Source organism: Streptomyces sp. NPDC060232 (genome assembly GCF_042726555.1).
Lineage (GTDB): Bacteria > Actinomycetota > Actinomycetes > Streptomycetales > Streptomycetaceae > Streptomyces.
This window is the reverse complement of sequence record NZ_JBHXAG010000001.1, coordinates 116,548-129,423: the sequence shown is the minus strand read 5'-3', so window position 1 is coordinate 129,423 and position 12,876 is coordinate 116,548. Positions and strand designations below refer to the sequence as shown.

General features: G+C 73.2%; 12 protein-coding genes and 1 pseudogene. 8 read left to right on the top strand and 5 right to left on the bottom strand.

Features of this window, described 5'->3' with window-relative positions:
* Positions 1–51: 51 nt before the first annotated feature.
* A complete protein-coding gene (locus ACFWFZ_RS00565; protein ID WP_387114431.1) occupies positions 52–672 on the top strand; it encodes a flavin reductase family protein in 621 nt (206 codons plus the stop codon).
* A complete protein-coding gene (locus tag ACFWFZ_RS00560; RefSeq protein WP_387114428.1) occupies positions 659–1,936 on the top strand; it encodes a cation:proton antiporter in 1,278 nt (425 codons plus the stop codon). The genes ACFWFZ_RS00565 and ACFWFZ_RS00560 overlap by 14 nt, the downstream gene beginning before the upstream one ends.
* A 35-nt stretch (positions 1,937–1,971) precedes the next feature.
* Here ACFWFZ_RS00560 and ACFWFZ_RS00555 read toward each other — a convergent pair whose 3' ends face one another.
* Genes ACFWFZ_RS00555 through ACFWFZ_RS00540 form a run of 4 tightly spaced genes read right to left on the bottom strand, consistent with a single transcriptional unit; the run spans position 1,972 to position 5,119 of the window.
* The gene (locus ACFWFZ_RS00555; protein WP_387114425.1) at positions 1,972–2,481 is read right to left on the bottom strand and encodes a GNAT family N-acetyltransferase; all 510 of its coding nucleotides are present in this window, start codon (positions 2,479–2,481) and stop codon (positions 1,972–1,974) included.
* Positions 2,482–2,519: 38 nt separating this feature from the next.
* Positions 2,520–2,948: a universal stress protein gene (locus ACFWFZ_RS00550; RefSeq protein ID WP_387114422.1), complete on the bottom strand. Its 429-nt coding sequence runs from the start codon at positions 2,946–2,948 to the stop codon at positions 2,520–2,522.
* A gap of 17 nt (positions 2,949–2,965) precedes the next feature.
* Positions 2,966–4,474, bottom strand: coding sequence for an APC family permease (locus tag ACFWFZ_RS00545; RefSeq protein ID WP_387114420.1), 1,509 nt, complete (start codon positions 4,472–4,474; stop codon positions 2,966–2,968).
* Positions 4,475–4,525: 51 nt separating this feature from the next.
* Entirely contained in the window at positions 4,526–5,119 is a 594-nt protein-coding gene (locus ACFWFZ_RS00540) for a histidine phosphatase family protein (RefSeq protein WP_387114419.1), read from the bottom strand.
* Positions 5,120–5,170: 51 nt separating this feature from the next.
* Here ACFWFZ_RS00540 and ACFWFZ_RS00535 point away from each other — a divergent pair, with 51 nt between their 5' ends.
* The 4 genes and pseudogenes from ACFWFZ_RS00535 to ACFWFZ_RS00520 form a co-directional block, all read left to right on the top strand.
* The gene (locus ACFWFZ_RS00535) at positions 5,171–5,947 is read left to right on the top strand and encodes a YoaK family protein (protein ID WP_387114417.1); all 777 of its coding nucleotides are present in this window, start codon (positions 5,171–5,173) and stop codon (positions 5,945–5,947) included.
* A gap of 25 nt (positions 5,948–5,972) precedes the next feature.
* Entirely contained in the window at positions 5,973–6,452 is a 480-nt protein-coding gene (locus tag ACFWFZ_RS00530) for an Lrp/AsnC family transcriptional regulator (protein WP_030027502.1), read from the top strand.
* A gap of 45 nt (positions 6,453–6,497) precedes the next feature.
* Entirely contained in the window at positions 6,498–7,193 is a 696-nt protein-coding gene (locus ACFWFZ_RS00525) for an HAD family hydrolase (RefSeq protein WP_387114415.1), read from the top strand.
* Between the two features lie 6 nt (positions 7,194–7,199).
* Positions 7,200–7,343: pseudogene (locus ACFWFZ_RS00520) on the top strand (pyridine nucleotide-disulfide oxidoreductase); the annotation flags it as partial.
* A 51-nt stretch (positions 7,344–7,394) separates the two neighbouring features.
* Here ACFWFZ_RS00520 and ACFWFZ_RS00515 read toward each other — a convergent pair.
* Entirely contained in the window at positions 7,395–9,257 is a 1,863-nt protein-coding gene (locus ACFWFZ_RS00515; protein WP_387114413.1) for an ABC transporter ATP-binding protein, read from the bottom strand.
* 133 nt (positions 9,258–9,390) lie between these two features.
* Here ACFWFZ_RS00515 and ACFWFZ_RS00510 point away from each other — a divergent pair, with 133 nt between their 5' ends.
* Positions 9,391–9,843 carry a MarR family winged helix-turn-helix transcriptional regulator gene (locus tag ACFWFZ_RS00510; protein WP_387114411.1) on the top strand — a complete coding sequence of 151 codons (453 nt, stop codon included), beginning with the start codon at positions 9,391–9,393 and terminating at the stop codon, positions 9,841–9,843.
* A 40-nt stretch (positions 9,844–9,883) separates the two neighbouring features.
* On the top strand, positions 9,884–12,817 hold the full coding sequence (locus ACFWFZ_RS00505) for an FAD-binding and (Fe-S)-binding domain-containing protein (protein WP_387114408.1): 2,934 nt from the start codon (positions 9,884–9,886) through the stop codon (positions 12,815–12,817).
* Positions 12,818–12,876: the final 59 nt, after the last annotated feature.

Genomic DNA, 12,876 nt, shown 5'->3' with positions numbered 1-12,876 from the left:
CTTGGCCGGCTGCCGGGCCGCTGTCGCTTCCAGCCACCTCAGGAGTCAGACATGCCCCACCGCTCCGCGCCCCACCCCGCCGCGCCGGACGAGTCGGCCAGAGACCGCCGCGCGGACCTCCGGCCCTTCATGGCCGCCTTCCCCACCGGGGTGTCCATCGTCACCACACTGGATCCGGACACCGTGCCCCATGGCCTGACCTGCAGTTCCGTCACGAGTGTCGCACTCGAACCGCCGACCGTCCTGGTGTGCGTACGCTCGGCGAGCCCGACCCTCGCGGTGGTGCTCCAGCAGGGGGCCTTCGCCCTCAACCTGCTGCACGAACGGGCCCGCGGCGCCTCCGACCTGTTCGCCTCGGGCGCGCCCGACCGCTTCGAGCGGATCGAGTGGCGGCTGCCGCTGGGAGCGGGCGGGCCGCACCTGATCGCCGACGCGCACGCCGTGGCGGACTGCGCCGTGGTGCGGACCGTCGGTTTCGGGGACCACACGGCCGTCTTCGCCGAGGTCCGCCGGGTGACCGTACGGGAGGATCCGCAGCCCCTGTTGTACGGCCTGCGCCGCTACGCCCAGTGGTCGCAGGCGGCCTCGGTCCCGCCGCCGGCCGTCCACCTCGACCCGGCCGCCGCTCTGCGCCCCGGCGCCCCCGAGGGAGGCACCCGTGTCGTCGGCTGACCCGCTGCCCGCACTGCTGGTCGCCGTCCCGGTGGTGATCCTCGCCTGCCAGGCGGGAGCCGCGGTCTGCCGCCGGTTCGGCCAGCCCCCGGTGGTGGGCGAGATAGCCACCGGCATCCTGCTGGGCCCGTCCCTGCTGGGCTGGATCTGGCCGCAGGCCCAGCACGCGCTGTTCCCTGCGTCCGTCCTGCCCTACACCGCGGTGCTCGGCCAACTCGGCCTGCTCGCCTTCATGTTCCTGGTCGGCCTGGAGCTCGACCTCAAGAACCTGCGCGGTCACACCCGCGTCGCGGTCGCCGTGAGCCAGGCGGGCATGCTCCTGCCGCTGACCCTGGGCGCGCTCCTCGCGCTCGCGATGTACGGCGGTTTCGCCCCGGACGGCGTGGACCGGATGCCGTTCACCCTGTTCATGGCCGTCGCCATGAGCATCACGGCTTTCCCCGTGCTGGCCCGGATACTCATCGACCGGGGCCTGTACGGGACCCCGCTCGGGGCGCTCGCCATGGCCTGCGCGGCCGTGGACGACGTCGTCGCGTGGTGCCTGCTGGCGCTCGTGGTGGCCCTCTCCTCGGCCGGATCCCCGATGGAGGCGGCCACCACGGCCGGCCTGGCCGTGGCCTTCACGCTGTTCATGCTGTACGCGGTACGGCCGCTGCTGGCCCGCTGGGCGGCCCGCGCCGACCGGGCCGGGGACGCGATGGTCCTGGTGGCGCTCTTCAGCGGGCTGAGCGTGTCCGCGCTGGCCACCGACCGGATCGGCGTGCACGCGCTGTTCGGCGCGTTCCTGTTCGGGGTGGTCACCCCGCGCGCCGGGGGACGCATCGAGGTGTCGGCGGCCCGGCTGCGCGCCTTCGCGGTGCCCGTGCTGCTGCCGTTGTTCTTCGTGCACACGGGGCTGCGCACCGACATCGGGGGCCTGACGGCCTCGCCCGAGCTGTGGCTGTGGACGGGTGCCATCCTGGCGGTCGCCTTCCTCGGCAAATGGGGCGGCGCGGCGGGCGCGGCCCGCATCTGCGGAAGACCCTGGCGGGAGGCCCTGTCGATCGGCGCTCTGCTGAACTGCCGGGGGCTGACCGAGCTGGTGGTGCTCAACGTCGGACTGGAACTGGGCGTGATCGGGCCGCAGTTGTTCACCATGCTCGTGCTGATGGCACTGGTGACGACGGCGATCACCAGCCCGGCGCTGACCCGGCTGCGCGCCGAGGAGGTGATCCCGCCGGACCGGGCGCCGTCCCCACCGCGCAGCGCGCTCTCCCGCCCCTGACGACCGGACCCGGCCGGCGGGTGCCTGACGGATGATCAGGTGCCCGTCGGCCGCTGCCTTTCCTCCGCCAGGTCCCGTACGTAGCGGACCGCGGGGCGGCCGTCCAGTACGGTCTCGCCCGCCGGCACGAACCCGGTGCGCTGCAGGACCGTGCGCGATCCGGTGTTGTCGACGGTCGCGGCAGCGCGCAGGGACCGCAGCCCGTACGTGTTCGCGGCGAGTACCAGCACCTGCCGGACGGCGCTGGTGGCCAGCCCCCGGCCGGCGGCGTCCTTCGCGACGCGGAAGCCCAGCTCGGCGGAGCCGTCCTCGACGTCGATCAGGTTGACCCGGCCCAGCACCTCCCCGTCCCCGCCGATGATCAGGTGCAGGTGGTCACGGCCGGCGGCCTGTCCGGCGAGGAGTTCGCCGTGGCGGGCGTCGAAGTCGGCGAAGTAGGCGTCGCCGCGGTCGGGCACCGACTCTGCGAAGTAGGCGCGGTTGGCGCGCTCGAACGCGAGCAGGGCCGGGGCGTGTTCGGCTCGGAGCCGCTGGATTTCCGTCATCGGGGCATCGTAGGCAGGCGGGCGGCCGCTGCGCGCCTTCACCGCGGCGGCGCGCTCTCGGTCGGTACGCAGAGCACGGGGATCGGCGAGAGGTGCAGGAGCTTGTGCGGGGTGGAGCCGAGCAGGGCGCCGCGCATAGGGCTGTCGCCCCAGCTGCCGACGATGATGACCCGGGCGGCGTGGCGTCGGGCGGCGTCGAGCAGGGCCTGGGCCGGCTTCTCGTCGACGACCTCGACCGTGGAGGGGACACCGGCGGCGTCGGCCTCCTCGACGGCGTGGGCCAGCGCGCTGCGGCCCGCCTGTCGGACGGCCTCGCGGTGGGCCCGGTACTCCTCGCCGGTGCTGCCCGGGGCGGCGGCTCCGTAGACGAGGACGAGCGGCTCGCCGAAGGCGGCGGCCACCTCCAGCGCCACGTGCAGGGCCCGTTCCGCGCCGGGCGACTCGTCGTATCCAAGGACCACGGACATCGGTGCCTCCTGCCTGCTCAGCGCTTCCTGGCGTGGACGAGGGCCGGGTCGACCACTCCGCGGCGCTCCTGCCAGAACCTGCCGTCGCGTACCCGCCAGAAGCCCATGACGAGCACGCCGGCGAGGGCGATCACGATCCCGATGACCAGCGGCGGGCCGAGCCCGAACCAGGAGACGCCGCTCGCCGAGTTCTCCGGGTCGGCCATGTCGCCGATCGACTCGACCAGCAGCCAGATCAGCAGGCCGGCGCCGACCACCGGGCCGACGCCGATCAGCAGGAGGTTGCGCGGACCCTCCAGCAGGTGGCGTCGGTAGTAGACGGCGCAGGCCAGGCCGGTGAGCGCGTAGTAGAAGGCGATGAGCAGGGACAGCGCGGTGAGCGAGTCCAGGAGCGCGTTCTCGCTGATCTGGTTGACGATCAGGTACCAGCTGATGGCGATGCCGGCCACCCACCACGTGCTCACGTCCGGGGTCCTGAACCGCGGATGGATGTGGGCGAGGGGCGGCGGCAGGGCGTGTCGGCGGGCCATGGACAGGGCGGTGCGGGAGGCGGGGATGATCGTGGTCTGTGTGGAGGCGAGCGCGGAGGTGCAGACGGCGAGGAGCACCATCCAGTCCCAGCCGCCCATGACCTCGTGGGCGAGCACGGCGAAGATGGCCTCCTCCTCGCCCGCGTTCTCGGCGAGGAAGGCGGTGCCGGCGTACCCGACGACCGCGAAGCCCACGGACAGGTAGGTGACCAGGAGGATCACCGTGGACCAGATCCCGGCCCGGCCGGGTGCGGTGGCGGAGTCCTCGACCTCTTCGGTGAGGTTGACCGCGGATTCCCAGCCCCAGTACATGAACACGCCGAGCAGCAGTCCGCCGGTGAGGGCGGCGCCGCCTGCGCCGAAGGGGTTGAGCCAGCTGACGGACGGCTCGATCTCCTCCAGGGCGCTGGTGCCGGCGTAGACGCGGTAGATGGCGACCACCGCGAACGCCAGGAGGAAGACGACCTGCGCGAGGATGAGGATGTCCTGGAGGTGGGCGGACAGTTCGGTGCCGATGACGCAGATCGCGGTCATGGCCAGGATCACCGCGACGGTGAGGCCCTGCCGGATCCAGGCGTTGGCGGCCCAGTCGTCCAGGCCGAAGGCGAGCAGCCCGAAGTTGACGGCGACGTCCGCGAGCGAGCCGATGACCAGCACGCCCGTCATGGCGATGGCCCAGCCGCCGAGCCAGCCCGCCCAGGGGCCCATGGCCCGGGTGACCCAGGAGAAGGTCGTGCCGCAGTCCTGGTCGACGTTGTTGAGGTAGTAGAAGGCGGCGGCGATGAGCAGCATCGGCACGAAGGAGGCCAGCATCACGCCCGGTGCGTAGATCCCGACCAGGGCCACGATCGGCCCGAGGACGGCGGCCAGGGAGTACGCGGGCGAGGTCGAGTTCAGGCCGATGACGAGCGCGTCGAGGAATCCGATCGCGTTGGCCTTGAGCCCCGCTTCCCGGGTGGGCGTCGCGGGGCCGTCGCCCGCACCGTCATGGCTCATGTACGCATGTTCACGCAGGCGGCCCCGGCGCGCGAGGCGAGAGGACCCGGGTCAGGTACGGGCGTTCCAACCCGCGATCACCGGGAGGCCGTGTTCCGTCGAGAGCGTGCCGACGGTGCCCGTGCGCAGCAGGAAGAGCCGGCCGTGCTCGGGCTCCAGGCGCAGGTAGCGGGCGGTCAGGACGCGCAGGAAGTGACCGTGGGCGACGAGCACCACGTCGCCGTCGTCCGCGCGCAGCACCGGGGCGACCCGGGCCAGGACCCGGTCCGCGCGGACGCCCACCTGGGCGGCGCTCTCGCCGGGGCGGTCGGCGTCGCCGGGCGGGACGCCGTGGGTCCACAGGGACCAGTCGGGCGTGGTCCGGTGGATCTCCACCGTGGTGATGCCCTCGTAGCCGCCGTAGTCCCACTCGTACAGGTCGGAGTCGATGCCCGCGCCGGGGAGCCCGGCGAGCTCGGCGGTGGCGACGGCCCGGCGCAGCGGGCTGGTCAGCACCAGCGCCGGGCGCCGGCCGTGGAAGTAGGGCGCCAGGGAGATGGCCTCCTCGACCCCGCGCGCGGTCAGCGGTACGTCGGTGCGCCCGGTGTGCCGCCCGGCGGCGCTCCAGGCGGTCTCACCGTGCCTCACCAGCAACAGGTCGCTCACCCTCCGGACCTTATGCCTTCCGGCATGTCGGCACCGCGGGACCCTCCGGGCGTGTCACTGTCGGGCGTCATGGACGAGAAGCGGAAGGCCGCTGCGACGGCCGGTTCGCGGCTCCCGCCGCACATGCCGGCGCTGCTGGTCGCGCTGACCGCGGTGACCGGGGTGGTCGAGGCGGTGAGCCTGCTCGGGCTCGGCCCCGCTTTCACGGCGATGCAGACCGGCAACGTGCTGTTCCTCGCCTTCGGCGCCGCGCATGCGGGCAACCTGCCGACGCTGCCCGCCGGGCTCTCGCTGGCCGCGTTCGTCCTCGGGGTGGTCTGCGGCTCCCACCTGGAGGCTGTGGCCCAGTCGCGCGGGCGGAGCTGGTTCGTGATGGGCCTGATCGTCGAGGCCGGGCTCATCCTGGCCGCCGCGGCCGCGGCCTGGGGGCTGGCGCCGCAGTACGGGTCGCCGACCGCGCGGCACCTGACGGTGATGGCGGTGCTGGCGCTGGCGATGGGCATGCGCAATACCACGATCATGCGCGCGAACCTGCCGGGTGTGCCGACGACGCTGGTCACCCGGTCCATGACGGCCTTCCTCGGCGGCTCGGCCATGGGGCGCGACGCCGTCTACGGGTACGGGACGGCGGGTTGGAAGTTACGCGGTCTGTCCGTTCTCGCCATGTTCGCCGGCGGGGCGCTCGGGGCGCTGCTGATCCGGGCCGGCTGCGCGGTGGGCTGGCTGCTGCTGCCGACCGCCGCCGCGGTGCTGGTGGCGGGCCTGGCCTACCGGGGGCAGCCGTCGCCGCACACGGGGCAGGCCCCTGGCCGGGAACGATCGCGCTGAACTATGCCGTTGGTAAAGTCCCAGCATGGCGGTGGACGAGCTCGACACAAGAATCCTGCGCCTGCTGATCGAGCAGCCGCGCACCAGCGTCCGTGAGTACGCCCGGATCCTCGGTGTCGCGCGCGGCACCCTCCAGGCCCGGCTGGACCGGCTGGAGCGCACGGGCGTGATCACCGGGAGCGGACCGGTGCTCTCCCCCGCGGCTCTGGGGCACCCGGTGCTGGCCTTCGTGCACATCGAGGTCACCCAGGGCCATCTGGACGACGTGGGCGACGCGCTGGCCGCCGTACCGGAGATCATCGAGGCCTTCTCGATCACCGGCGGCGGAGACCTGCTGACGCGCGTGGCGGCCCGGGACAACGCCCATCTGGAGGATGTGATCCAGCGGCTGATCCAGCTCCCCGGGGTGGTCCGCACCCGGACGGAGGTGGCACTGCGCGAGCGGGTCCCGCACCGGCTGCTGCCGCTGGTCGAAGCGGTGGGGAGGAACGCCCGCAAAACCTGACAGGATGGCCGGGACAGGACGCGACAGGCAGGACGGGCACATCTGATGATTTCCGTCATATTCGATCTCGACGGCACCCTCGTGGACAGTGAGCCGAACTACTTCGAGTCCGGGCGCCGCACTCTGGAGCGGCACGGCGTCCCCGATTTCACGTGGGAGCAGCACTCCCGCTTCATCGGCATCGGCACGCTGGAGACCTTGGAGATCCTCAAGGACCGGTACGGGATCGGGGCGCCCGTGGAGCAGCTGCTCGCCGAGCAGAACGCCGCCTACCTCGACCTCGCGCGCACCCGGACCGAGGTCTTCCCGAAGATGCGGGGGCTCGTCGAGCGGCTGCACGCCGAGGGGGTGCCGATGGCCGTGGCCTCCGGCTCCTCGCGCGAGGCGATCGACGCCGTACTGGCGGGCACCGGGCTGGACGCGCTGCTGACCAAGGTGGTGTCCGCCGAGGAGGTCGCGCAGGGCAAGCCCGCTCCGGACGTGTTCCTGGAGGCGGCGCGCCGGCTGGGCGCCGAGCCGGCCGACTGCGTGGTCGTGGAGGACGCGGCGCCGGGGGCGCGGGCAGCCCGCGCCGCGGGCATGGGGTGCGTCGTGGTGCCGTACTCGCCGGACATCGCGGACGACCCGGCCTTCGCGTCCGCCGGGCTCCTCTTCCGGGGCGGGCAGCCGGAGTTCAGCGCGGACGCCGCGTACGCATGGGTGACCGCACGCACCGTGCGCGCGGCACGCTGGACCGTCTGACGAGACGGCCGCATCCGGGTCGAGGGGACCCGGGCCGTCCGTGACGAGCGGATCCACCTGGTCGGCTACGGTCCGTCGGCGTCGACCGTCGGCGCCCACCGCGCCGGAGGGGCGGCGGTCCGCCAGGTCCGCCGCCTGCTGAGCCGCGAAACTCGCAGATCGACGTTTTCCCGACATCCGCCGCGTGGGCCGGTCATACGGTCACACTTTCACCGGAGTCAGCTGCGCGTCCCCGGGCGGCTCGGGGGCGAGCGCCGCGTCGCGGTCCCGGCGGACCAGGGCCGCGTACCGGCCGTCCGCCTGCAGGAGCTCCTCGTGGGTGCCGCGCTCGGCGATGCGGCCGCCGTCGAGGACCACGATCTGGTCGGCGTCGCGGACGGTGGACAGGCGGTGCGCGATGGTGATGGTGGTGCGGCCCGCGGACAGGCGGTCGATGGCCTGCTGGACGGCGTGCTCGGTGCGCGTGTCGAGAGCGCTGGTGGCCTCGTCGAGGATGAGCACCGGCGGGTCCCTCAGGATGGTGCGCGCGATGGCCAGGCGCTGCTTCTCGCCTCCGGAGAAGCGGTAGCCGCGCTCGCCGACCAGGGTGTCGTAGCCGTCGGGCAGGGACGCGATGTGGTCGTGGATCTGGGCGGCGCGGGCCGCCTCGGCGATCTCCTCGTCCGTGGCGTCCGGCTTGGCGAAGCGCAGGTTGTCCGCGACCGAGGCGTGGAAGAGGTAGGTCTCCTGGGAGACCACCCCGATGGAGCGGGCCAGCGAGTCGAAGTCGAGGTCGCGCACGTCCACCCCGTCGATGGCGACCCGGCCGCCGGTCACGTCGTAGAGCCGCGGCACGAGGTAGCTGAGGGTGCTCTTGCCGGAGCCCGTCGGGCCGACCACGGCGAGGGAGCCCCCGGCGGGGACGGTGATGTCGATCCCGGAGAGGGTGGGGCCGTTCTCGGAGTCGTAGGTGAAGTGCACGTCCTCCAGCGCGACCTCGCCCTTGGCGCGCTCCAGCCGGACCGGTTCCGCGCGCTCCGTGATGTCCACCGGCAGGTCGAGGTACTCGAAGATGCGGGCGAACAGCGCGAGCGAGGTCTGTATCTGCACGCCGGTCGACAGCAGGCTCACGGCGGGCCGGAAGAGTCCCTGCTGGAGGGTGACGAAGGCGACGAGGGTACCGACGGACAGCGAGGGGGCGCCGGTCTGGAGGGCGATGCCGGCCGCCCAGTAGATCAGCGCGGGCATGGCGGCCATGACGATGCCGATGGTGGACATCCGCCAGCGCCCGGCCATGCTGGAGCGCACCTCCAGGTCGACGAGCTTCTCGGACTCCGCGGAGAAGGCGGCGGTGAGCGACTCCGAACGGCCCATCGTGCGGCCGAGCAGGATGCCGCTGACCGAGAGCGACTCGGTGACCGTCGCGGCCATGGCGGCCATCTGCTTCTGCCGCTGCGTCGTGATCTTCTTGCGCTCGTGGCCAACCCGCCGGCTGATCCACACGAAGACGGGCAGCAGGAGCAGCGAGACCAGGGTCAGCCGCCAGTCGAGCGCGAGCATGGCGACCACGGTGGCGATGACGGCCGTCAGGTTCGAGACGAGCGAGGTCGCGGTGGAGGTGACGGTGGCCTGCATGCCGCCGATGTCGTTGGCGATGCGGGACTGCACCTCTCCGGTGCGGGTCCGGGTGAAGAAGGCGAGCGGCATCCGCTGGAGCTGGGCGTAGACGGCGGTGCGCAGGTCGTGCATGACGCGCTGGCCCACGGTGGTGGATATCAGCGTCTGGAGCACGCCGAAAACGCTCGTGACGACGGCGGTGAGGATCATGCCGAGCGCGAGCAGGCTGAGCAGCCCCGTACGGCCCTGCGGGATCGCGACGTCGAGGATCTCCTTGAGCAGGAACGGCGAGGCGACGCCGACCAGCGAGGAGGCGCAGACGAGCAGGCCGACGACGGCGAGCCGGCCGCGGTAGGGGCGGAAGAGCGCAACGATCCGGCGCAGCTCCCGGGGCTGCTCGGCCGGAGCGGGGCGGGTCGGATCGAGGGGGTCGTTCGATGGGGTCCACTTCGGTTCGTCGTGCGGCATGGGCACCCTCTCGGGGTCAGGAGGCGGGGGTCGAGGTCTTCGCGGAGCCGGCTCGGCGAAGAGCGGGCGCCATGAGAGCATAGGTCATTGTTACCTATACTCACAATGAACGGGGTCCTGATATCGTTCCCGCATGAGCTCCGCCTCCGACACCGATCGCCTCCTCGCCGAACAGCTCCTGCGCCTGACGCGCAGGCTCCACAGGATCCAGAAGCGCCACATGGTGCCGCTCGGGATCACTCCCGCCCAGAGTCGGCTGCTGCGCCTCGTCTCGCATTACGAGGGCGAGCAGCCACCCCGGATGGCGGACCTCGCCGCCCGGCTGGAGGTCGTCCCCCGTGCGGTGACCACCCTCGTCGACGGCCTGGAAGCGGCCGAGTGCGTACGGCGCGTGCCCGACACGGCGAACCGGCGCGTGATCAGGATCGAGCTCACCGACAGCGGACGCGCCACGCTGCGCCGTCTGCGCAACGCGCGTACCGACGCGGCGGAGGAGATCCTGGCTCCGTTGACCGCCGACCAGCGCGAGGTGCTCGGCGGCCTGCTGAACGCCCTGTCGGACGCCCCGGCGGAGCACACCTGCTGAACAGGCCACCCGCGGGCCGCGACGAGGCGAGGGGTCCCACATGCCGCTGCTGGAACCGGAACCGGGGGCCCTGCGCCCGCGCAGCGTCGGCGGCCCCTCCCCCGACCGGGTCCCCCCGTACCGGGCCGGCGGCACCCCGGAGCCCCTGCGCACCGAGCTGACCGAGCTGCTGGGCGCCGAGAAGGTGCTGTGGAAGGTCTCCGACCTGGTGCGCTACGCCTGTGATGCCTCCCCCTACCGCTTCGTGCCCCAGGTCGTGGTGATCGCCGAGGACGTCGACGACGTCTGCGCGGTCCTCTCCTACGCCCACGGCCGGCAGCGCGAGGTCGTCTTCCGGGCCGCCGGGACCTCGCTGAACGGCCAGGCCCAGGGCGAGGACATCCTGGTCGACGTACGCCGCCACTGGGCCGGCGTCGAGGTGCTGGAGGAGGCCCGGCGGGCCCGCGTCCGGCCCGGCACCACCGTCCAGCGGGCCAACGCCGCGCTGGCCCGCCACGGGCGCGTCCTCGGCCCCGACCCGGCCAGCGCCATCGCCTGCACCGTCGGCGGGGTCGTCGCCAACAACGCCTCCGGCATGACGGCGGGCACCACGCGCAACTCCTACCGCACGCTGTCCTCCCTCACCTTCGTGCTGCCCGGCGGCACCGTTGTGGACACCGCCGATCCGCTGGCCGACGAGGAACTGGCGCGCGCCGAACCGGCGCTGTGCCGCGGACTGATGGAGATCAAGCGGGAGATCGAGGCCGATCCCGCCCTGACGGCCCGGATCCGCGCCAAGTACGAGATCAAGAACACCACCGGCTACCGGCTCGACGCCTACCTGGACGGCAACACCCCCGTCGAGATCCTGCGGGGCCTCATGGTCGGGTCGGAGGGCACCCTCGGCTTCATCGCGGAGGTCGTCTTCGACACCCTCCCCCTGGACCGCGAACGGTGCACCGCTCTGCTGTTCTTCCCCTCGCTGCCCGCCGCGGCCGCGGCAGTGCCCCGCTTCAACGAGGCGGGCGCCCTGGCCGTCGAGCTGATGGACGCGAACACCCTGCGGGCCTCGGTGAGCGTCGAGGGGGTGCCCGCCGACTGGGCCGGCCTGCCCGGGACGACGACGGCCCTGCTCGTGGAGTTCCGGGCTCCGGACGCGGCCGGCCGGGACGACTGCGCGCGCCGCGCGGCGGCGGCCCTCGACGGACTCGACCTGGTCGCCCCGGTGCCCTCGATCACCAACCGCTTCACCAGCGACCCGCGGACCGTCAGCGGCTACTGGAAGGCCCGCAAGGCCTTCGTCACCGCCGTCGGAGGCGCCCGCGCCCGCGGCACCACCCTGATCACCGAGGACTTCGCGGTGCCGCCGTCCCGGCTGGCCGAGGCGTGCGCGGCGCTCCTCGAACTCCAGGCGCAGCACGGCTTCGACGCGGCGGTCGCCGGTCACGCCGCCCACGGGAACCTGCACTTCCTGCTCGCCTTCGACGCCGCGGACCCCGCCGACGTCGAGCGGTACGGCGCCTTCATGGAAGCCTTCTGCCGGCTCACCGTGGAACGCTTCGACGGTTCCCTGAAAGCCGAGCACTCCACCGGCCGCAACATGGCCCCCTTCCTGGAACTGGAATGGGGCCCCGAGGCCACCGCCCTGATGTGGCGCACCAAACGGCTCGTCGACCCGGACGGGGTGCTCGCCCCCCGCGTCCTCCTCGACCGCGACCCGCGGGCGCATCTGCGCGGCCTGAAGACCATCCCGCGGGTGGAGGCGGTGGCCGACCCCTGCATCGAGTGCGGGTTCTGCGAACCGGCCTGCCCGAGCGGGGACCTTACGACCACTCCGCGCCAGCGCATCGTGCTGCGCCGGGAGATGGTCCGCCAGCAGCCGGGCTCGCCCCTGCTGGACGAACTGCTCGGCGCCTACGGCTACGACGCGGTGGACACCTGCGCGGGCGATTCCGCGTGCCGGCTCGCCTGCCCGGTCGGGATCGACACCGGGGCGCTGATGAAGGACCTCCGCCACCGCCGGCACGGTCCGCGCGAGGAGGCGGCCGCCGCGCTGGCCGCCCGGCGCTTCCGGGCCGTCGAGGCCGCCGCCCGGATGGCCGTCGCCACCGCCGGCCGGATCCCCGACCGGGTCCGGGACCGGCTGCTGGGAGCGGTCACAGGGGCCGCGCGCAGGGCCGTACGACCGGACCTGGTTCCGCGGTGGCTGCCGCAGATCCCGGGCGCCGCCGCGGAACTGCCCACGACCTCGCGGCCGGGTGCGGCGGCCGTGTACTACCCGGCCTGCGTCAACCGGATCTTCGGCGGCCCGGAGGGCCGGCCCGGTCCGTCGCTGCCGCAGGCCCTGGTGGCCGTGTCGGAGCGGGCCGGCAAACCGGTCTGGATCCCCCGCGACGTGACCGGCACCTGCTGCGCGACGATCTGGCACTCCAAGGGCTACGACGACGGGAACCGGGTGATGGCCAACCGGATCGTCGAGGCGGCCTGGGGCTGGACGGCCGGCGGACGGCTGCCCCTGGTCGTCGACGCCTCCTCCTGCACCCTGGGCATCGCGCGGGAGGTGGTCCCGTACCTCACTGCGGACAACCGGGCGCTGCACGAGGAGTTGCGGATCGTCGACTCGGTCGTCTGGGCCGCGGAGGAACTGCTGCCGCACCTGCGGGTCCGGCGCACGGCGGGCTCGGCCGTCCTCCACCCCACCTGCTCGATGCGGCACCTGGGCGACGAGCCGCAGCTCCGGGCCGTCGCCGAGGCCTGCGCCGACGAGGTGGTCGTCCCGGACGACGCGGGCTGCTGCGCCTTCGCGGGCGACCGGGGCGTGCTGCACCCGGAGCTGACGGCCGCGGCGACGGCGCGGGAGGCCGCGGAGGTGACCGCGCGGCCCTTCGACGCGCACCTGTCGGCGAACCGGATGTGCGAGGTCGGCATGGACCGGGCCACAGGGCGCCGCTACTACTCCGCCCTGCTCGAACTGGAGCACGCCACCCGCCCGTGAGCGCCGGTGTGCGCGACCCCCGCGACCAGGCATCGCGCGGTCGTCCGCGAGCGCAAACC